This is a genomic window from Hyella patelloides LEGE 07179 (assembly GCF_900659865.1).
Classification (GTDB): Bacteria; Cyanobacteriota; Cyanobacteriia; order Cyanobacteriales; family Xenococcaceae; genus Hyella; species Hyella patelloides.
In genome coordinates this window covers 1-21,300 of the sequence record NZ_LR213874.1, presented here as the reverse complement: position 1 = coordinate 21,300, position 21,300 = coordinate 1, and the positions used below count along the sequence as shown (strand labels likewise).

The 21,300-nt window shown below is 37.1% G+C and carries 20 protein-coding genes and 1 pseudogene; 5 read left to right on the top strand and 16 right to left on the bottom strand.

Translation table 11 applies throughout. The features are described 5' to 3' along the window. Positions 1-251: 251 nt before the first annotated feature. The gene (locus tag H1P_RS17235; RefSeq protein ID WP_144869589.1) at positions 252-863 is read right to left on the bottom strand and encodes an alpha/beta hydrolase; all 612 of its coding nucleotides are present in this window, start codon (positions 861-863) and stop codon (positions 252-254) included. Positions 864-916: 53 nt separating this feature from the next. Here H1P_RS17235 and H1P_RS17230 point away from each other — a divergent pair, with 53 nt between their 5' ends. Beyond that, positions 917-4,093, top strand: coding sequence for an efflux RND transporter permease subunit (locus H1P_RS17230; RefSeq protein ID WP_144869587.1), 3,177 nt, complete (start codon positions 917-919; stop codon positions 4,091-4,093). Positions 4,094-4,369: 276 nt separating this feature from the next. On the opposite strand, the gene H1P_RS17225 is transcribed toward H1P_RS17230, so the two are convergent. The 6 genes from H1P_RS17225 to H1P_RS17200 all read right to left on the bottom strand — a co-directional run bounded on the left by H1P_RS17225 (position 4,370) and on the right by H1P_RS17200 (position 9,901). Further along, a complete protein-coding gene (locus tag H1P_RS17225) occupies positions 4,370-5,365 on the bottom strand; it encodes an L-lactate dehydrogenase (protein ID WP_144869586.1) in 996 nt (331 codons plus the stop codon). Positions 5,366-5,372: 7 nt separating this feature from the next. Beyond that, complete coding sequence (locus tag H1P_RS17220) at positions 5,373-5,558, bottom strand: hypothetical protein (RefSeq protein ID WP_186376008.1); 186 nt, start codon at positions 5,556-5,558, stop codon at positions 5,373-5,375. Between the two features lie 9 nt (positions 5,559-5,567). Beyond that, on the bottom strand, positions 5,568-5,816 hold the full coding sequence (locus tag H1P_RS17215) for a hypothetical protein (RefSeq protein WP_144869585.1): 249 nt from the start codon (positions 5,814-5,816) through the stop codon (positions 5,568-5,570). A 111-nt stretch (positions 5,817-5,927) separates the two neighbouring features. Next, entirely contained in the window at positions 5,928-6,389 is a 462-nt protein-coding gene (locus tag H1P_RS17210) for an EVE domain-containing protein (RefSeq protein WP_144869584.1), read from the bottom strand. Between the two features lie 52 nt (positions 6,390-6,441). Next, on the bottom strand, positions 6,442-7,602 hold the full coding sequence (locus H1P_RS17205) for an NAD(P)/FAD-dependent oxidoreductase (protein WP_144869583.1): 1,161 nt from the start codon (positions 7,600-7,602) through the stop codon (positions 6,442-6,444). Between the two features lie 640 nt (positions 7,603-8,242). Further along, the gene (locus H1P_RS17200) at positions 8,243-9,901 is read right to left on the bottom strand and encodes a Ppx/GppA phosphatase family protein (protein ID WP_144869582.1); all 1,659 of its coding nucleotides are present in this window, start codon (positions 9,899-9,901) and stop codon (positions 8,243-8,245) included. A 120-nt stretch (positions 9,902-10,021) separates the two neighbouring features. On the opposite strand from H1P_RS17200, the gene H1P_RS17195 reads away from it, so the two are divergent. Both H1P_RS17195 and H1P_RS17190 read left to right on the top strand, forming a co-directional pair. Continuing rightward, positions 10,022-10,900, top strand: coding sequence for a 4-hydroxybenzoate solanesyltransferase (locus H1P_RS17195; protein WP_144869581.1), 879 nt, complete (start codon positions 10,022-10,024; stop codon positions 10,898-10,900). 135 nt (positions 10,901-11,035) lie between these two features. After that, positions 11,036-11,740 (top strand): annotated as a pseudogene (locus H1P_RS17190) (ISL3 family transposase); the annotation flags it as partial. Here H1P_RS17190 and H1P_RS17185 read toward each other — a convergent pair. The 3 genes from H1P_RS17185 to H1P_RS17175 are packed head-to-tail and all read right to left on the bottom strand — an operon-like array spanning position 11,730 to position 12,471. Continuing rightward, positions 11,730-11,885 carry a hypothetical protein gene (locus tag H1P_RS17185; protein ID WP_246141764.1) on the bottom strand — a complete coding sequence of 52 codons (156 nt, stop codon included), beginning with the start codon at positions 11,883-11,885 and terminating at the stop codon, positions 11,730-11,732. The pseudogene H1P_RS17190 and the gene H1P_RS17185 sit on opposite strands and share 11 nt — an antisense overlap. Before the next feature lie 9 nt (positions 11,886-11,894). Beyond that, entirely contained in the window at positions 11,895-12,140 is a 246-nt protein-coding gene (locus H1P_RS17180; RefSeq protein WP_144869579.1) for a DUF4926 domain-containing protein, read from the bottom strand. A gap of 4 nt (positions 12,141-12,144) precedes the next feature. After that, positions 12,145-12,471 (bottom strand): DUF6883 domain-containing protein, encoded by a 327-nt coding sequence (locus H1P_RS17175; protein WP_144869578.1) that lies wholly within the window; start codon positions 12,469-12,471, stop codon positions 12,145-12,147. Between the two features lie 92 nt (positions 12,472-12,563). Here H1P_RS17175 and H1P_RS17170 point away from each other — a divergent pair, with 92 nt between their 5' ends. Then, the gene (locus H1P_RS17170) at positions 12,564-13,331 is read left to right on the top strand and encodes a hypothetical protein (RefSeq protein ID WP_144869576.1); all 768 of its coding nucleotides are present in this window, start codon (positions 12,564-12,566) and stop codon (positions 13,329-13,331) included. A 52-nt stretch (positions 13,332-13,383) separates the two neighbouring features. Here the strand turns inward: H1P_RS17170 and H1P_RS17165 are convergent, their stop codons facing one another. From H1P_RS17165 to H1P_RS17145, 5 genes are all read right to left on the bottom strand, one after another. Beyond that, positions 13,384-14,787 carry a ferredoxin:protochlorophyllide reductase (ATP-dependent) subunit N gene (locus H1P_RS17165; protein ID WP_186376009.1) on the bottom strand — a complete coding sequence of 468 codons (1,404 nt, stop codon included), beginning with the start codon at positions 14,785-14,787 and terminating at the stop codon, positions 13,384-13,386. Positions 14,788-14,789: 2 nt separating this feature from the next. Further along, positions 14,790-15,203 carry a DUF5331 domain-containing protein gene (locus H1P_RS17160; protein ID WP_222427096.1) on the bottom strand — a complete coding sequence of 138 codons (414 nt, stop codon included), beginning with the start codon at positions 15,201-15,203 and terminating at the stop codon, positions 14,790-14,792. Between the two features lie 117 nt (positions 15,204-15,320). Continuing rightward, positions 15,321-16,190 carry a ferredoxin:protochlorophyllide reductase (ATP-dependent) iron-sulfur ATP-binding protein gene (gene bchL / locus H1P_RS17155; protein ID WP_186376007.1) on the bottom strand — a complete coding sequence of 290 codons (870 nt, stop codon included), beginning with the start codon at positions 16,188-16,190 and terminating at the stop codon, positions 15,321-15,323. A 766-nt stretch (positions 16,191-16,956) separates the two neighbouring features. Continuing rightward, positions 16,957-18,051 (bottom strand): sensor histidine kinase, encoded by a 1,095-nt coding sequence (locus tag H1P_RS17150; RefSeq protein ID WP_144869570.1) that lies wholly within the window; start codon positions 18,049-18,051, stop codon positions 16,957-16,959. Between the two features lie 25 nt (positions 18,052-18,076). Next, positions 18,077-18,907, bottom strand: a complete 831-nt coding sequence (locus H1P_RS17145; RefSeq protein WP_246141762.1) for a COP23 domain-containing protein — start codon at positions 18,905-18,907, stop codon at positions 18,077-18,079. A gap of 370 nt (positions 18,908-19,277) precedes the next feature. On the opposite strand from H1P_RS17145, the gene H1P_RS17140 reads away from it, so the two are divergent. Next, the gene (locus H1P_RS17140) at positions 19,278-20,924 is read left to right on the top strand and encodes an alpha/beta hydrolase (protein ID WP_144869566.1); all 1,647 of its coding nucleotides are present in this window, start codon (positions 19,278-19,280) and stop codon (positions 20,922-20,924) included. Between the two features lie 111 nt (positions 20,925-21,035). On the opposite strand, the gene psaK is transcribed toward H1P_RS17140, so the two are convergent. Further along, positions 21,036-21,300 (bottom strand): photosystem I reaction center subunit PsaK (gene psaK / locus H1P_RS17135; protein ID WP_222427095.1); only part of this gene is annotated, 265 nt, incomplete at its 5' end.

The window sequence follows — 21,300 nt, the reverse complement described above, 5'->3', positions numbered from 1 at the left end:
CGTCGGTGTTGGCGATCGCTTTAAATGTTTAAGAATCTGCAATTCTACATCCATTGCCCTCTCTACCTATCCGCTTCTAAATATTTCTTCTATTGTAATTCCCATCTCGGAAAGTGACATAAGAGGGCTAAGCGCGTTGTCTTACAACAGTACATGCGGACGACGCGAAGCGAGTGCTTTAGTGCAAGTCCTTTGTCTACGGAGGGAAACCCTCCTGCAAGGCTGTTGCGCTATTCCACTCACGTGTTGACCTAATTACTAATAAACTTCTGCAATAAATCTAATACAGGGGGCGTAATTTCATGTCCCATATCAAACTCTTGATATTGCACCTCAACTCCAATCGCAGTTAATTTATCTCTAGCATTTTTAGCTTCATCTATGGGGACAACCTCATCTTGTTTACCATGAACAATTAATACAGGAGGTGCATCATCTTCTAAGGGTTTTGGTTCGTAATGTAAATAGCCACTTATACTACAGATACCAGCTACGGGTAGCATCAACGCAACATCTAGAGTCATGGCACCACCTTGAGAAAATCCCGTGACATAAGTTCTTTCTAAAGGAATATTGGTGTTATCTTCTAAAGCATTTAGCCAATCAAACAATAATTGTCTACTTTCATCGATACCAGTGTAATTTGGAGATTCTAGAGCATACCAAGCTCTACCTCCTGGTACTTGAGGATGTTCAAAAGGTGCATTGGGAAATAAATAACCAAACTCAGGCAAATCCAACATTTGAGATAAGCTTGCTAAATCTTGGTAGTTGGCTCCCCAACCATGTAACATCACCAGCAGAGAAGTTAGGTTTCCTTGGGGAAACAGCGAAATTGCCTCAAGAGTTTTATTAGCAGTCATAATGTATTTAGTTAATAAGTTGTAACATTCTGTAATTATTGTGATTGCTCTTTATGTCTTTTCACCTTTCTGCTTGGTCGATTAAAAATCCAATTCCCACCGTTGTTACCTTTCTGATTTTAGGTATTATTGGCATTACTTCTTTTTTGAGTCTCGGTATTGATGATACTCCTAATATTGATATTTCTGCGGTAAGTGTAAAAGTTACTCAAAGAGGAGCAAGTCCTACAGAGTTAGAAACCCAAGTAACCAAAAAAATCGAAGATGCAGTAGCTAATTTAGATAATATCGACGAGATTAGTTCTACCATTACTGAAGGGCGATCGACAACAGTAATTAATTTTGCATTAGGTACAGATAGCAATCAAGCAACTGATGATGTGAGAAATGCGGTTTCGCAAATTCGTTCTGATTTACCCCAAGATGTTAATGAGCCGATAGTTAATAAGCTGAGTTTTTCAGGCGGGACAGTGATTGCTTATGCGGTGGAATCAGAGAAAAGAGAGGTAGCCGATCTAAGTAATTTAGTCGATCTAACCATTATTCCTCAACTCTTAAATATCCAAGGAGTAGGACAAATAGACCGTTGGGGAGGTAAAGATCGAGAAATTCGCGTCGATCTCAATCCCGAACGTTTGTTAGCTTATAAAATCTCGGCTAGCGAAGTTAATCAGCAAATTCGCAACTACAATATCAATCTTGCTGGAGGAAAAACCAAGTTAGGGGGTAGAGAACAGAATGTACGTACTTTAGGTAGTGCGCGGACAGTCCGCGATATCCAAAGATATCCCATTCGCTTGGATAATGGGGGACGGGTTCGTTTAAGTAAGTTGGGTACAGTTAGAGATAGTTTTGCCGAATCCACTCAAACGGCATATCTTAATGGTAAATCGGTAGTAGCTTTTGCTGTTAAAAGAAGTACTGGGAGTACTTTAGTGAAAGTGGAAGAAGATGTTAGAGAGGCGGTTGCTAAATTACAAACTACCCTTCCTGAAGATATTAAACTACAAACTATTTTTACCCGTGCTGATTCGATTCGGGGTTCTTATGATGGTACTGTTAACGCTCTCATTTTTGGCTGTGGGTTAACAGTTTTGACAGTAGGTATTTTTTTGCGAGACTGGCGAGCCACTATTATTACGGCTACAGCATTACCCCTCTCAATTATTCCTACTTTTTGGGTCATGAAATCTTTTAACTATACCCTTAACGGAATGACTCTGTTAGCTCTAGCTTTAGCTATTGGTAATTTGGTCGATGATGCCATCTGTATGTTAGAGAATATAGACCGTCATCTACAAATGGGCAAAAAGCCCTTGAAAGCAGCCTTAGATGGAGCAAAAGAAATTGGTTTAGCAGTGGTAGCGACGACGGCAACTATTGTAGCTGTATTTGTTCCTGTCGCCTTTATGGGAGGTATCCCAGGGCAGTTTTTCCAACCTTTTGGGATGACAGTAGCGGTTTCGACGATGTTTTCTACTTTGGTTGCCTGTACGGTAACACCAATGATGAGTGCTTATCTGTTAAAGGTTAAGTCTTTTAATGTTTCCCAAGGTATGAAGATAATTCGTTGTGAAATTGCACCTTCTGCGAGTCAAGTTATCGCGAAAGCTTATCTTAACGAGCTACTTACCAAGGGACAACCAGTTACGAATACTTTTGCAAGTCAGAAAAAAGCTCGACCACAGCCCTATCGTGACTTATTGAGGTGGGCTTTGACTAATCGCATCACTACCTTAGTTTTAGCAGCACTCTTCTTTTTTGCCAGTTTGCAGCTTGTTCCTTTTATACCCAAAGGTTTATTTAGTAGCAGTGATACTGGTTTAAGTACCATCGTGGCTAGCTTACCTCCTGGCTCACCTTTGGAAAACACAGAAAAATTACTCTTACAGATTAGCAACACTTTAGAAGATAATTCCGCAGTAGAGCGAGTATTAGTCCATGCAGGAAGCGAGAGTGTTAATTCTGGAACTATTTACGTAAAATTGTTGCCAAAAACAGAACGCAAGATTAGTCAACAGCAGTTTCAAGAACAAATGCGGGATACTTTTCAAACTATTCCTGGGGCAAAAATTAGCTTTCGCTCTCAAGGCGCAGGTGGCGGAAATAAAGATGTCTCTCTGGTATTACGTAGCAATAATCCTACTGCTTTAGCTGCCGTTGCTCAAGATTTAGAAGCTCAGATGTCTGATATTTCTGGGTTAGTAGAAATTGACTCCAGCTTGAGTTTAGTCAAACCTGAATTAATTATTGAACCCAATGCCCAAAGAGCTACGGATTTAGGCGTATCAGTACAAGCGATCGCCAATACGGCATCTTTAGCACTTATAGGCGATACTGACTCCAATTTAGCAAAATTTAACCTCAGCGATCGGCAAATCCCAATTAGAGTGCAAATTGACCCCAAACAACGCGAAAATATCCAAAATATCCAAAATTTATTGATCCCTGGGGATAACGATAGATTAGTCCCTCTCAAATCAGTGGCAAGAATTCGTCTTGGTAGTGGTCCTGCCGAAATTGAAAGATTTAACCGCAACCGTCGCGTTACGGTAGAAGCCAACTTACAGGGTATTTCTTTAGGAAATGCTTTAACTCGCATTAGAGCTTTACCCACAATCAACCCTCTTCCTCCAGAAGTATCAGAAGAGCCGTCAGGAGATGCAGAAATTATGCGAGATATTTTTAGCCGTTTTGGTAGTGCTTTAGCTCTAGCTATTTTGTGTATTTATGCTATTTTAGTGCTGCTTTACAACAATTTTTTCTATCCTCTAGCGATTTTAGTTGCTCTTCCTTTATCTGTTGGTGGGGCATTACTGGGATTATTAATTACTCAAAAAGAATTAGGACTTTTTGCTTTAATTGGGATTGTTCTTTTAATGGGTTTAGTGACTAAAAACGCTATTTTATTAGTGGATTTTGCTCTAGCAGGAATTCAGCAGGGTAGACCCCAATTTAAAGCTGTAGTAGAGGCTGGAGTATCCCGTTTACGTCCCATTTTAATGACTTCTATTTCTACTATTGCAGGAATGATGCCTATTGCATTAGAACTAGGCGCAGATGGTGAAGTACGCAGTCCGATGGCAATTGCCGTAATTGGTGGTTTTACCACTTCTACTTTATTAACTCTGGTAGTTGTGCCTGTTTTATTTACCTATATTGATAATCTTTGTTATGGGTTAGCTCAATTATTCAGAAGAATTAGAGGAGAAAATATAGTCAAATCTTGAGTTGATACCAGAGCTATCTCATTCTGAGTATAAGCTACAAGAAATCAATTTTAGGTTTTCAGAATCGGATTTACTATCAAACTGATTACTCGTTACCGCAAGAACCTAAAAAATCGTTTTAGTTCCTTTGATAGAAAGGATTTTACTCCATAAACGAGCCATTATTGAATCACTCAACAACGCCACCCACTATTACCAGTTTTTCTCTAAAAATCATGCTGTGAAAACTAAAATGTTGATTGTGTTATTAAAAAAATAAGTTTGATGAGTAGATATTTATAGTTTTAGTTGAGTAAAAACTTCCCGCAGAACTTGAGCAGAATGTTGCAGTTGTTTCTCTTCAGCTTGGTTAAGAGCTAGATTAACTGTTTTCATTATGCCTTTTTCGTTGACAACTGTAGGTAAACCCAGACAAACATCATGAATGTCATACAGTCCATCAACCAGACTGCTGACTGTAAGAACGCGCTCTTGACTGCGTAAAATAGCTTTGACAATATCGGTTACAGCTAATCCAATGCCATAAGAGGTATATCCTTTGCGCTTGATAATCTCATAAGCAGCATTTTTTACTTGGTCAAAGATGCTGCTTAACTCCTTTTGTTCGGCAGCATTGAGGTTTTCCCAATCCTTGGCAACGAGTTTTACCCCAGCCACATTTGCCGTACTCCAGACTGGAACTTCACTATCCCCATGCTCGCCGATAATGTAAGCATGAACGCTGCGGGCATCTATTTCTAATTTTCTGGCTAGTAAGGAACGGAAACGAGCCGTATCGAGAACTGTTCCCGAACCAATCACCCTAGAACTGGGAAATCCAGAAATTTTTAGGGTAGCATAGGTCATTATGTCAACAGGGTTGCTGACAATCAGCAAAATAGCATTGGGACAATTCTTGACCACATCACTCAGGATACGTTTAAAGATAGTGATGTTTCTTTCGACTAGATTTAAACGACTTTCTCCTGGTTTTTGAGCAGCACCAGCCGTAATAATTACTAAATCGGCATTGCGTCCCTCATCAGCTACAGTTCCCGCTTTAAGGTCGGTAGGAGATAGAAAAGGCATTCCGTGAAGTAAATCCATTACTTCCCCTTCAACTTTATCTTTAGCTATATCTTGCAGAATTAATTCATCGAAGCAGTCTTGAATCAAAAGAGAATAGGCACAAGCCAGTCCCACTTGACCCACACCAATAATGACTCCTTTACGAGGACTCAAAGGAGAGGGTTTTTCAGCTTCAGGGTTAGGAATAAATAGTTTTTGAAACATAAAGTTTTTATTGTATCTTGGGCTGCATCGAACGCAAATCTTCTATTACTAATTCGATATCTTTAAATTTATAATATTCAGTCAGCTTCCCGATACGATAATTAAAGCCTTTGTAACGATGTTTAAAATAAAATTCTACTCTCTGAACTTGAGTTTCATTATTATCGGCTAAATCTAAGATTCTGAGGGACATAACACGATTTCAATCGCGATTTTCTTGATTGAGAAGAAATGTCCAGAAGTTTTTTAGTGACCGAAATGGGTTGAGTCCTCCCTGCTGTCTCGGTCGAATCCGAGCCAGATTCGCTTCTTCTGTAAGCACTTCAATTGCAGCTTGCCAATCAGCTTCAGCATTTCCTGGTTCTCCATTCTCTTGTCGAGTCTGCCACATTTCATAGGCTTTGGCTTTTATTTCTTCCCTCGATAAATGAGGCTGTTGTCGATCTACCATTGATGCTCAGCAACGAAATTTTACACTTACTGTCTGACTATGCTTATATACCCACGCTATATATTATAAGAAATTTTTTAGATATGGCGTGTTGATTTGCTCTTAAATCAATTACTTATTAGCATGAGCCATGTCTAATATTTGTTGGGCAATTTCTTCGGCAATTGGCATAACTGATAAACGATTTCCTTTCCTGACTACTAAAAGTTGATCGCCATCAAACTCAGTTTTAAGTTGAGTTAGAGGAATCATTTTAGGAAAAATTTCCACAAATTCTACAGTTACAGTTTGCCAGCGAGGATTTTCAGGTGTGGCTTTAGGATCGTAGTATTTACTTTCTTTATCGAATTGAGTAGGGTCGATCGCATCACTTTCAATAACTCGCATCAAACCTACTATCCCAGGTATTTTGGTATTGGAATGGTAAAAAAAAGCCAGGTCATTTTTGTTCATTTTCCGTAGAAAATTTCGTGCTTGATAGTTTCTGACACCATCCCAAATAGTTTTTCGATCTTGTTCTAAGTTTTGAACACTATAAGCACTAGGCTCAGATTTCATTAACCAGTAATTCACGATCGCCTTGTTTCATTTTTCATTTATAATTGAACATTATTCTGGTTAATTTCTAGAGGTTAAGCTGCTCGATAATGGGTTCGGTTTCTCCCGCTACCCAATTGGCAAAGCGTTTTGCTAAGGGAGGAGCAAAGACGATGGTACTGGTAAAACCGCTAAAAAGGTAAATTCCTTGAAGATTGCTGAGATTACCAATAGTAGCTATCTTTTCGGTATTGAAGGCTACTAAGCAATGGTGACAAGTCCCTGGTATATTGGCTAACTCAGGTAGAATTTGGGCTATTGATTGACGAATTTGCTGCTCTGCTTTGGCTATATCTGGGGTATAGTGTGGGTTAGTGATAATCGTACTAATTTGACCTAGGAATAAAGAGCGATCGTCTAACTGTACTGCTCCTGCGTCTAAAATAGACTTTACTATCTCGTTGTCTGGATATTCCCAAGCAGATTTTTCTTCTAAGTCTTTTCCCGTATCTTCTAAGATAAATCTTTCCTGTATTGCTGGCATGATAATACTATTTAGTTTCAGGTCTATAGGAGCAGTTTTAATGACTTGAGCGTGGGTAAAATAAGTTTTGCTAGGAATACCTGATTTTTTTAGTAAAGAGTGAGTTAAACCTCCAGCACAAACCACCGTATTCGCAGCGTGATAAGTATTATCTGTAGTAATAACTCCTTGAATTTCGTTTTGTTGGCGGACAAAATCAGTTACATTCTCATACTTAATAATGCCGTTATTTCGAGTAAGAGCCTGTTGATATGCAAGAGCGGTTTTTTGAGCGTTAACTTGTCCGTGGGGTAGTTTTAAAACACCCGAAATAGCTTTATGATTAAGCAAAGGTTCAAGCTGGCACGCTTCTTGAGTATTAAGAATTTCTGGTTGAATAGCAAACTGTTTAAAATTTTTGGCTATTATTGCGGGATTATTATCTGCATTAACAGTTAATAATAAATCTAATTCACAAAACTCTGTATCTGCATCTAATTCAGTAGCAAGGTTACGATGTAGTTCAATGCCTTCTTGTCCCAATTGACGAGTTAAAGGAGTTGTACCAGACCAATAAGCCAAACCACCATAACTATACACCGTAGCATTATCGGCTTGAATATCCTTTTCCAATAACAGCACTTTTAAACTTTTTGTACTTAGTTCATAAGCCAAAGCCGAACCTGTAATTCCCCCACCAATTACAATCCAATCATAAGTTGTCATAGCAGTTAAAAATTAAAAGTTATTTATTGATAAGTTATGTATAATTTTGTTTAAAACCTAAACCCTTAACTATTTTAGATTAACTAAACTTATACTCAGGTGTTTCATATCCCAAGGTTGAAGCACTTGAACATTTTATATGGGAGAGGGTGACTAGCATAAATGCTACATAGATAGGTATTTTAAGGGAAAGACATTAGCCTTTGTGTACTCATTAACTCTTGCATAAATTTTTACGATCTAGTTTGAGGCGTTTTTTTCATTTTTGGCGATTTTAAAGAGTAGAAAGCTACCAATTGTTGTTTTCAAATATTAATTAGCGATGGCAACGCGCTGCCAAAGGCAGACCGCTTTTCTCAAAAGATGACAGAACAAATTTTGATAAATGGTATGACATTAAGAAATTAAAGTTCGGATACTATAGCCGTACAAAGTTGAGTTAGGACAGAGTCTATTTGATTGCTCGTAAGTAATAAGTAATGAGTAATGAGTAATAAGTGTCCTAACGTGAGATCGTATTGCTATATTAAGTAATTCCTAATAAAAGCCACAAGTTACTTAGTACTATTTTTCATCCTTCATTCTTTTACTGATGTTTAACAATGCAAGGAAAGTAATTGGAATGACCATAACTTTTTAACTAGCTTATATTAAGTTCATGAGCTAAGAGATTAGCTACTAATTTAACGCCGTATTCTTCTTCAAAAACTTCTTTTTTATAGTCTAAGCTCCACAATTCTAAAGCGCAATCATCCCCAATATATTGGGGAATTAAATGTAAATGTAGCTCTCTACTATGGGGTTTCACTTCACTATAAAATTTAGCGATCGCTCCTTTTTGTCTGCGGTCTAAAGCAACGGCAATTCTTAGGATTGCGCTTAATTGTTTGACCATTAATTGATAATTTTTATGGGGTAGTTTGTTATAAGCTTCGTGCTTTTTCTTGGGCTTAGTTTTACGATGATAGCGAGCAATATTAGCGATTAATTCTAACTCTAATTCGGTAAATCCTAAGAGTTCTGCATTACGAATTAAATAGTAAGAATGCTTATGGTGAGCAGAGTGACTAATATATGTACCACAATTATGTAAAATAGCTGCCGTCCAGAGTAATTCTCGTTCTTCTTGATGCCAATCGTGGAGAAAGTCTTTAGTTTGATCGAAGAGATTCAGGGCAAATTGAGCAATTCTCTGGCTTGATTCGAGATTAACTTGATATTTTTTAGCAATTTTTAAAACATTACGGCTTCTGACTTCGCTTTGATATTTTAGGCGATTGTCTATAAAGCCATTGTTAATCATCCAGTCAACAATGATTCCTTCTCTCAAGGCTCTTTCACAGATAGTAATCGAGTCTAGCTTGAGCATTTTCATAGTTTCTAGCAGAATGATAGCTCCAGGTACAATAATTTCGGCTCGACGATCTGAAATTCCAGGTATATTAAACCTTTCTTCGTAGGTCATACCTGCTAGTTTGTCTACAATAGATTCTAGATCGTCACGACTTAGTTCATAGCCGTTTAAAGGGTTAGGAATTGTCCCTTGTTTTTCTAAAGCGTCAATTGCAGCAAGGGTTTCAATTGTGCCTGAAGTTCCAACTAAACAAGGATTTTCATTAAGTTGTAAATTAGCCCAAATCTCATCAGTAGATCGTTCTAACATACCCCTTACATAAGCATGAATAGTAGCTAATTCGCTCTTACTAATAGGATCGGTGGTGACAAATTCATGGCTTAAACGTACTGCACCAACTTTGGTACTACTCAGGAAACGGGGCTGCTTATTGTCTGCTAATATTAACTCTGTTGAACCTCCCCCAATATCAATAATTACATGAGAGCGATCTCCAAAATCCATTCCTGAAAGGACACCCAAATAAATACGTCGCGCTTCTTCTTGTCCTGAAATAAGATTAACTGTAATGCCCAGTTGTTTTTGGATCTGTCGTAAAAACTCCAAGCCGTTTTTGGCTTCTCTGGTAGCACTGGTAGCCACTGCAATAATCTGATTTACCTTGAGACTTTCTGCTAAGTCTTTGCAACGTTTTAAAGCAGCTAGAGAGCGTTCGATAGCTTCTGATGTTAGATTACCAGTTTTCGGATCGCGATCGCCTAATCTGACAGTATCTTTTTCTTTCGTAATAATAAAGAAAGCTGGTAAAGAGGGTTCAACCTCAACTACTACCATGTGAATTGAATTAGTACCGATGTCAATTGCAGCAATAGTTTGCTTTTGTTTTTTGGCTATTCCCTGACTGGTAGCAATTTCAGTATTCGGTTTGTATATCGAATCAACCATAAATATTATGTCAAAATAGCTTTACGATCCCTCATAAATAAGCATATAGTCTCACCTACCCATTAGAAAAGTAAAACCAGAATATTTAATATATTTATCTATTTAGTATCTTTTGTTGCAATGACTCAATCAACTATTAACGAACCTACATGGCAAAAAGTTATCCGCTTGTTACGCTGGGATAAACCTGCGGGCAGATTAATCTTAATGATACCTGCGTTATGGGCGGTATTTTTGTCAGCAGAGGGTAATCCTCCTATTCCTTTGGTGGGGGTGATGATTTTAGGAACATTGGCTACTAGCGCAGCAGGTTGTGTAGTCAACGATTTTTGGGATAAAGATCTCGATCCTCAAGTAGATCGCACAAAAAATCGTCCTTTGGCTTCCCGCGCCTTATCTGTCAGAGTAGGTATTGTCATCTTTGCAATTTCCCTTGCTTGTGCTGCGGTATTGGCTTTTTACCTCAATACTTTGAGTTTTTGGCTTTGTGTGGCTGCTGTTCCTTTTATTATTTGTTATCCCTTGGCAAAGCGAGTTTTTCCTGTACCTCAGTTAGTGCTATCTCTCTGTTGGGGTTTTGCCGTTTTAATCAGTTGGAGTGCGGTAACTGCTAATATTACCACTGCTACTTGGTTTCTGTGGGGGGCTACCGTAGCTTGGACTCTGGGTTTTGATACAGTATATGCGATGTCAGATCGCGAAGACGATCTCAAGGTAGGGATTAACTCCAGCGCGATCTTTTTTGGTAACTATGCAGCCGAAGCAGTAGGTTTCTTTTACGTCATCACATCGATTTTAATGGCTTATTTAGGACGTAGTTTAGCTTTAGAATTGCCTTTTTGGGCTTGTTTAGCGATCGCAAATGCTATCTGGATTTGGCAATATATTCTTTTACGCAATCCCGATTTACCTCGTTCTGAGTACGGTAACATCTTTAGTCAAAATGTGGCAATTGGATTTATTTTGCTCACAGGAATGATTTTAGGGTACTTAATTTAAGTATTCTGTCGCTATTTTTGAGATTTCAATAAAAATAAGGGCGTTTCGCGAAACGCCCCTATGATTAAATTATTATTTCGACGCATCGGACAAGCATTAAGGGTAGGGTGGGCATTGCCCACCCTACTTACATTCTTAGTTGATTTAGATAAAAGAAAAATAGTAGGACTTATAGAGAAAAGACGAGAAAAAGAGATTGTAGAATACCTAGAAGCTTGGGGAGAAGAGATTTTATCTCAAATAAAAGAAGTAAGTATAGACCTATGGAAATCTTATAAAAGTATTGCTGAAAAGTTAATGCCTCAAGCAAAAATAGTTGCCGATAGATTTCACGTTATGAAACAAGTAAATGATGAATTAGATGCTGCTAGAAGGAAAATTAAAAGGGAAACAGAAAAAATCAAAAGTAAATCAAAAAAAGAGACTATATTAGAGGGATTAAAAAAGAGCAAATATGTCTTGCTAAAAAATGAAGAAGATTTAAACGAAACTGAACAAGAGAAATTAAAGGAAGTCGAAAAAGTTGCTCCTATTTTAACTCAAATGCACGCTTTAAAAGAAGAATTAAGAGATATTTTTGAAACTAGTAAAGATTGGAGGGAGGGACTATTAGACATAGCAGATTGGTTAAAAGATGTCTCTAAATATTTTCCTAAAAGCTTCGGAACAATAAGAAGATGGATTGGTGAAATTATTGCTTATTTTGACGAGAGAACTACACAAGGAGTAGTTGAAGGAATTAATAATAAACTTAAGTTGATAAAAAGAAGAGCATATGGCTTTAGAAATTTTGATAATTTTCGACTAAGAAGTTTCTTGACTTGGGACTTTACAAGTTAGTTTTACAAGTAAAGTTCGGGAGAATCAAAAAAACTTCTGGGTCTTCGTCTTCTAGTGCTGCATTGAGATATTCTTTAGCTTCGATAGGGTCAGTTAGAGCTTTTAATAAATATTTTTTGTAACTTCTAATCTTATTCGTTACCATGTTATTTTTTTATAATTTTTCTAACAATCGAGTAGTTAAAATTTCATTTTCTGCTAAAGCTTTTATCGCTGATTTAGGAACTGTAACTACTGCAATAGATTGTCCTATTGCATTAAATACCTCTAACACACATCCTAATTCGCCATCTTGTGGATGGGGAATAAAATCAATTAAAGTAGTTATATCTCCTTTTTTCAGATTGTCTTCTGGAATATCTATTTTTAAAGCTACTTCTGTATAAAGTTCTAAATTCATAGTATTATAAATCTCCAGGTTTCAAAGTTATAAATTGAAATTTATTATCGCTTTTTCGTCTGAGCCAAATTGTAACTACTGATAAATTAATACCGTTAACTCCTTGTAACTCTCCATAGACATTATAAAAAATTCCATATTCATTAGTTCTATCTTCTATTGCTTCAGTTTCTCGATTAATCTGTAAAATAGCTTCTTTTAAAATTTGCCAATTTTCTATAGTATAGCCAGCTTGTGCTAAAAACTGTGATTTATCATTTCGAGGTTTAAACACTAATAAGTATTTAGTAAGTTTAGATTCTGAAATAATTGCATCAATGGGGACTTGCATTATTTTAGTTTATTGTTTGATTTTTTTCGATTTTGAGTTTGACTTCAATAATAAATTTGGGAATTATACTATAGTAGTAACTAGATACAAATATGGATTATTTATATTCTCGAAATCCAAAATTTACTTACGAAAATATTATTACTGACTGTCCCTACTGTAGCAGCAAAAATATTTATAATCGTATAACTGATTTACAAACAATAGAATCTATTAGTTTTAAAACTGTGGAGTGCAATAAATGTAATCTAAAATTTAATATTAATGGTGATTCTATAGGAGAGGCTTATGAATACCTCATTTATGATGTATATCTTATAAAAGAGCAGAAACGGTATATGTACTGTATTCTCAATTTAGCTCAAGCACTAGAATTATTCTTGTTTTATAGTATTAAGACCAAATTGCTATTTTTACCATATAAAACTAGACTTATTAATACTCAATCTGATTTTAACTTGATTTCAAGCTTGTTATCGGAAAATATGGAAAAATACACTTTTTCCCATTTAAGAAATATTTTTTTCGATCTTTATATCAATCAAAACTCTCTACAAACAATTGAAAATGTTAAGCAATATCTTGATAAAAACTCATTGAACAAAGTGAAATCAATAGATATACAAAATTGGAGTAGCCCAATTAATAACATAGAAAATCAACGACTAAGAGATTTATTTTGCAAATTGCTAAACACCAAAGTCCCTAATTTAAGAAATCAAGTTGTTCATAAATACTCTTATAGACCTAGTTTAAGTGAAGTGGAAAAATGTATTTCTGAAACGAGAGATATTGTTTTTAGGTTAAGAAACCATTTACAAATTAAAAATCATAGCTTCTATATAAACAATAGAATATAAGTAAAAATGGGTGATTAGCAAATCACCCTTATATAATTCAGAAGTTATGTCACTAAACTTGCGCTTCTTCTTTAACTAACTTTTCCCATCCCAACTCTTTCAGGTTATTATTTCGACGCATAGGACGAGTTGCTAACTCTAAAATATCTCTAGCATTAGTAAAACCGTGAATCTGGGCAAAAGTAAACTCCACAGACCATTTGGTGTTAATACCTCTAGCTTCCAAGGGGTTAGCGTGTGCCATTCCAGTAATAACTAAATCTGGTTGTAACTCTTTGATACGTTGCAATTGATTATAGTTGTCGGGTTTCTCAACGATATTAGGAAGTGCTACACCCATTTCGTTACAGGTTTTTTCTAGCAACTCTAATTCTGCTTTTTGGTAACGTTTATCCATGTAGGGGATGCCAATTTCAGGACAAGTCATACCGCAACGGATGAGGAATCTTGCGAGGGAAACTTCTAATAGGTTGTCACCCATGAAGAAAACGGACTTACCGCGTATTAATTTGATGTAATCTTCTAGGTTTTCCCAGATTTGGGCTTCTCTTTCCTCTAATCCTTGGGGTTCTATGTTGAGTACAGAACAGATTTTTTCAATCCAAGCGCGAGTACCATCGGGACCTATGGGGAAGGGTGCGCCGATGAGTTTGGTTTTACGACGACGCATTAAAGTGGTAGCGGTACGGGATAGGAAAGGATTAACACCGCAAGTATAGTAACCTTCTTCGATGACTGGTAATTCGGTGAAGCGTTTGGAAGGAAGCCAACCCGCTACTTTAATGCCTTGTTTTTTCAGTTCTAAAGTAAGGTTAGTTACAACAGGGTCGGGTAATGAACCGAATAATACTAAAGGAGTATGATCTTTGTATTCTGCTTCTGTTTGTTTAACTTCTTCTTTTTTCTTACCGAAGTTCATTAATTTAGAAATAGCGTTGCGCTCTTCTTTTTCTGCTTCTGCTTTGGGTGCTTCTTTGGGACACTTGTGAGCCATTGCAGCGAGTACGGTGTCTTCTCCTTGGGTAAAGGCGTAATCTAAGCCGTTAGCACGAGCAGTAACAATAGGAATACCGATTTCTGCTTCTAATTTGGGTGCTAGACCCTCTAAATCCATTTTAATGATTTCGGTGGTACAAGTACCAATCCATACTATAACAGAAGGATTGCGATCGCGTTTAATCTGCAAACATAATCTTTTTAATTCTTCGTAGTCACTTAATTTGGCTGAAATATCCCCTTCTTCTAATTCCGCCATTGCGTAGCGAGGTTCGGCGAAAATCATTACTCCCATGGCATTTTGTAGGAAGTAACCACAGGTTTTTGTACCAATTACTAAAAAGAAACTATCTTCAATCTTTTGATATAGCCATGCTACACAGCTAATAGGACAAAAGGTATGATAGTTTCCTGTTTCACACTCAAAGTTTAATGCGCTTGGTGTTTGGTTGGGTGTAATGGTCATGTTTTTATCTCTTCTCTGATTTTGTCTAAGTATTGAGATTCTGTATTTATTTGTTGTTGTGATTGTTGTAGAGAACGGTTTTTCAGTTCAATTTCTGGGTCGAAGTCTAAATCTAATTGCTTAAGATAGGTATCAGGTGATCCTGGTACTAAAGTAAATAGTCCTTTAATTTGTGGTTCTAAGATGCTAAGTACTCCAAACATGAAGCAATCATCCAAACGACTAGGACTATAATCGGTGTATCCTAATTGTTCTAATTCTTCTTCTTCATAAGAACTAACACGGTCGTACCAATTTCCACTTTCATTCATTAAGGCTTGTAACCAATGACGATTTGCTTGATAGTAATCTAGCCACTTGTCTTTTAGAACAGCTTTGAATTGTTCGGGTTGTTCAAGGAAATTAATCATGTTTTTTCTGGAAGCCATAAATCGTTGTACAAATCTATTTTTCCCAGAAAGCGACCTAAAATTTTCAAAATAAATCGTTATTGTAGGGTGGGCAATGCCCACCCTACTACTACGGGATCAAACCATCATCAAATCTAATTCGTCTTCTTCTTCTTTTGGCTTAGTAGGATTGAGATAGAAATCAGATAGTAAACTAAATAATTCTCTGTCTTGGGATTCGTTGGGTACAACTCCTTCTGGTTGTGCCAAAATTTGATCGGCAATGTTGAGATAGTAGTCACAAACAAAGCTTAAAGAGGGATCGCTTTCAGCCATTTCAAAGAGAGTTTTACCTTTAACTCTAGATACTCTGATGTCTTCAATTAAGGGTAAGATTTCCAACACTGGCATGGGAACATGAGAGATATATTTATCAATTAAGTCTCGTTTCGATGTTCTGTTACCAATTAAACCTGCAAGGCGTAAGGAGTGGGTGCGAGCTTTTTCTCTTACTGATGCTGCAATACGATTCGCTGCAAATAAAGCATCAAAGCCATTATCAGTCACGATTAAACAGTAGTCTGCATAGTTAAGGGGTGCAGCAAAACCACCGCAAACAACGTCACCTAAGACATCAAAGAGAATGACATCGTATTCGTCAAAAGCGTTTAATTCTTTGAGGAGTTTAACTGTTTCCCCGACAACGTAACCACCGCAACCAGCACCCGCAGGAGGTCCTCCAGCTTCAACGCAGCTTACGCCACCATAGCCTGTATAGATAACATCTTCGGGCCAAATATCTTCGTAGTGGAAGTCTTTTTCCTGTAGAGTATCGATGATAGTAGGAATTAAAAAGCCTGTAAGGGTGAATGTGCTATCGTGCTTAGGGTCACAGCCAATTTGTAAGACTTTTTTGCCTCTTTTGGCTAAAGCTGCGGAAATATTACAGCTAGTTGTAGATTTACCAATTCCGCCTTTACCGTATACAGCTAATCTTATTTGTCCCACGTTTTTTATCCTCTTTTTAATCCCCTCTTGTTATCTGAGGGAAATTTCTTTGCTTTTATTATTTACTTATTAATAGCGAAAAATAAAGAGTCAGTGAGATTAAAAATAAAAGTTAATTAGATTATGTAGGCTTTATAAGTATTATTGCTGTTTAAAGTACTTTTAAAATCAATATGAATTGTAAAAAAAACTAAAAATAAGATTTTATGCTTTTTATTTTAATAAATAAAAACAATAAACAATATTAATCTTGAGAAATTGTAGAGCGATCGCAAGTAAGTATTTATGCTGAAAATTTACACTCAAAAGTTGCTAAAATACCGATATATGAGTATTTCAGGAAAAATAAAACAGAAATTTAAAAAATAGCGATGGTAGAATGCGATCTTTAAGTAGAGCGATCGTTTTTTTTGTAAATTAAAAATAATTTATTGTCTTTGTACTGGAATTATGAGAATTTGCTTGATTTGCAGGATTAAATGATTAGTAGAGTACTGAGAGTGACTAGTGACTATAGTCGTTCCAATTAATTTCCTTACGTTGTTAAACATTGGTAAAAGGATGCCTATCACGGATACCGCTTCCGCCTTAGGACTCGGCTTCGCCGTCGCGCGACCATCGGTGAGTCCTTTAGGGCATAAAGGATAAAAAGTAGTACTGAGTAACTTGTGGTTTCTATTTGAAATTACTATAATTTTAATTCAACCAATGAGTCCTACAGATAGCCACGTCCTGTATATGCCGTAATCCTTTAAATCGCGATCTATTATGCGGTGGGAAGACAAAAACGAAAGACACTTCCTTTACCCAAAATGCTACTTACTTGAATTTTTCCACCTTGCAACTCCACTAAACGGCGCACAATTGCCAGACCGATACCTGTTCCCCCCGAATTACTACAACGAGAGCGATCTGCACGCCAGAAACGTTCAAAAATATAGGGTAAATCTTCATGTGCAATACCAATACCCGTATCTTTGACCTCAATCCAAATTTGGTTATTGGCTTTTTCTGCTTTAACGGTAATCGAGCCAGTTTTGGTGTAGCGTACTGCATTACCTAATAAGTTAACTAAAATTTGTTCTGTGCGATCGATATCGGCTAACGCTGGAGGTAATTCTTTGGGATATATCAGCTTGATGGTGGGACCTTCTTCTAACAGTTGATCTTGAAAGCGTTCGACGAGAGACTTCAACAATGGCATCAAATTAACAGCTTGCAAATTAATAGAAAGATAACCTGCTTCAGCTTGGGAGAGTTGTTGCAGATCGCTAATTAGTCTTTCTAAGCGTCTGGTTTCTCTAACTAACCTGAGATATAACTCTGGCGAGCCTTCGATTTTGCCGTCGGCTAACTCTTCAAGATAACCACGCATCACAGTTAAAGGGGTGCGTAATTCGTGGGTTAAGTCACTAATTAAATCCCGTCGTCTTGTTTCTACATCGCCTAAGCTACTCGCCATCGAATTAAAACTAACCCCTAATTGATTTAATTCGGGTATTTCACTCTCAGGCATTCTTTCCCCCAAATCTCCTGCTGCAAACTGCTGAACGATTTGTTTCATTTGTTTGAGAGGTTTCATAATTCTTTTTGATGCCACATAACTAATGCCTCCTGCTGCGGTTGCTCCCAAAACTAAAGACCACAATGCACCAATATTCCAAGCAATGTTAAAGCCGTCTACTAAATAGGTACGAGCCGAGCGCACTGTAAAAAGACCTCTTTTTTCTAGTTGTTCGAGACGCAGTACAAACATCCGAGGTGAAGAAACTTTAGCAGCGATCGCAAAACAGCCTAGACCCACGATCATTACTAACAGATGAGAAATAAATAATCGTGTTCCTAGACTGGGTTTGGACATCAATTTTAGCTAACTATTGAGACTCTTACTCAAAAATAGCAGGTTTGCGTTCATCACCGCTAGAATCGGTTGAGCCACTGGGAGAAACCGCATTATTTTTGAGCTTTGTTCCCGTACCACCATCGGCGGGATCGAGGAAAGGACGTAAATTAATTTTATCAGGAGAACTAGAATTACCAGGCTGATCCCCTCCAATTATATTGCCAATTTCACCAAGAATATCTTGCCCATTATTGTCGTCTCCGTAGGTATAAACCCCTTGAGTTTGCTGTCCATCATCAGCAATTAACAAATTTTCAAATACCAAATCTCTGGTAACTTGGGGGTCTTGACCAGGAGGTACCGTTAAAACGATGCGACAATCTGTAGGATCGATTTGAGTCGTGACACAAACAGTATCATAGCCATTTTCTACTCCTGTAGACATTTCCAATAAACCATCATCGCGATAGGATTCGAGACGGCTAGTAATTTCATTGCAGCGTCTTTCAGGAGTCCAATTTCCTCCTAGCTGACTGGGAATTGCCCAAGGGTAAGAATCGCTACCCCGACTTTCAGGGTTATACATTACAGTATATTCCCCATTTATATAATCGCAGGTAAAGCGGGTATCGCTACTAGTGGTAGTGGTAGTGGTAGTGGAACTATTGCGATCGCTCGTTCTATTGCCAGAATTGTTAGAATCGGAATCGATAATTACGTCTGGAGGTTGAGAACTATTTTGGCTCACTACTTGTATTAGCTGTTGCCAATTATTTTGTGCAGGGTTCTTTTCATTTGATAGGGGACTGGCATAAACATGACCCCCACTAACAGTCATTAAACCAGTAATTAATGTGGTTTTTACCCAAGACATATATAATTTGCGATTTGTAAATTGTAATGACATGACGATATTGAGTTCTTGAAGATTCCTAGTTAATGCTGTGTATCTATATTAATTGGAGGTAATAAAGTAAAAGCATTTTATGTCTTCGTTCCTTATTCCTCGTTCTTCATGGCTTCTTTGACGGTAGAGAAAGATAAATGTTTCTTTCTGCGGATCTAAAGATAATAGTTGCTTTTTTAATGGTAGCTACAGCGAGTAGGTTACTGAATCCACACCAAGAGAGATTCTGGAGCAAAAGATCGTAGTCAGGTTAGGGTTGCGGTTCAACTCTCAAAATAGCTTTTAACCGCAACAATAATAGTAATCAAATTGATACTTTCCCAATATTTACTGTACCATGTTAGATATTATTAATAATAAACAAAAAAAGATTTTTAATCATAGCTTGAAATCATTTATTTTCAAGTTAGGCTTTATGCTAACCCTTAGTAATTTTACTGCACCTAAAGTATTAGCTGCGGAAGAAATTTCTGTAAATTATGGCCCTTTAGAATTCTCTCTTTCAGTGGAATCTTTAAGAGTTTATGCTCAAGAAGGGAAAATGACAGGAGAACTAGCTGATTACGCAGATTTATTAACTAAAGAACAGTTAGAAACTTTACGATTTGGCTTATCAAGAAAAGCGGATATTCAACCCTTATCTGTTGCGCAATTTTTCTATTCTTATCAAGGAGAAAGAATTTTAGAAAGAGTAGGGCAAATTGTGAGAACTAGGGCAGGACAATCAGGTTTTTACGCAATTCGCTCCGCATTAATTTTAGCAGCAGCATCCGAAGAAGGTTTAACCCCTTTAAATTTTTTAAAAACTTTTCCTACTTCAGAAATAACAATTGATTCAGAACAAGGGTTGGAAATTATTAAGGAATTAAGTAAGGTTATTCAAACTGCCGAACAAGCGATCGCAGAAGTTGAAGACAATTTTTTAACTGAAATAATAACAGAAAACAAGTCTTTTCCAGAAGGAATTAACGGTGTAGGAAGATTTTCTTATCAAACAGAAAACTTGATTCTGAGAGATAACCAACGTCAGCGTACCTTTCCTGTAGATTTATATTTACCAAAGCAAACTATTAACAATCAACCTTTATCTTTAGTTGTTATTTCCCACGGTTTAGGTAGCGATCGCTCTACTTTTGCCTACTTTGCACGCTATTTAGCTTCCTATGGTTTTGCGGTGGCTGTCCCAGAACATCCAGGGAGTAATGCATCTCAAATTCAAAACTTATTAGAGGGTTTTGCTAACGATGTTACTCCTCCTGAAGAGTTTATTAACCGTCCTCTGGATATTACCTATTTATTAGACCAAATTGAAGCCCGATATAGCTCGCAAATTAATACTAAAGATGTCGGTATTATTGGTCAATCTTTTGGTGCTTATACGGCTCTTGCTTTAGCAGGTGCCGAGCTAAACTTTGCTACTTTAAACACAGCTTGTCAAGCTTTAGATAGCTCTTTTAATGTTTCTTTATTCCTACAATGTTTGGCATTAGAATTACCACCAGAAACAACTCCTACTAATTTAAAAGACCCCAGAATTACATCGGCGATCGCTATCAATCCTCTCACCAGCGCGATTTTTGGTCAAAAAGGCATGAGTAAGATTGATATTCCGACTATGTTAGTTTCTGGTAGTGCCGATCCTGTAACTCCTGCTTTACCAGAACAAATTAGACCTTTTACTTGGCTCAACGTTCCTGAAAAGTATTTAGTCTTGATGAAGGAGGGTACTCATTTTTCCACTCTCAATGAATCTAGTGGTAGTATTCCGATTCCTGAAACTGCTATCGGCCCCGATCCTAAAATAGGGCAAAATTATATCAAACAATTAGGCTTACTCTTTTTTAGCGATCGCTATTCTGCCGAAACTCCTGATTTTGGCTGTCTCTGTGCTGGTTATGCAGCCAGTATCACTCAACCTGCTATGCCTCTTAGCCTAATAACACAATTGAATGAAACAAAACTAGAATTACTTGTTACTCCATAAAACATCTACTATTCAATCCATAGTAGATTCGAGCCACTACAGATTGAATATTCATTAATCTTTGGTCAACAAGAAACTCATACCGAGCGCAAAGATATTAAATGATAAATGTTAGAGAACTCCTGCATTACTCAAGCCAAGAATCATTCCTGCACCAAGAATATGACCAAAGCTAGTAGTTGCTAATAATTCAGGAACTCCAAAATTATCCCATACTTCAGCTTTTGGCACTGGTAAATCGGGTCCTTGTCCTGATTTTTGAATTGCATAACGACCAACAGCGATCGAAAATAGATTACACATAATCATTACCAATGCTACAGAAGGATTCCAATCGATAGTGGAGGGAGTATACTGTAGAGCAAATACTACATTT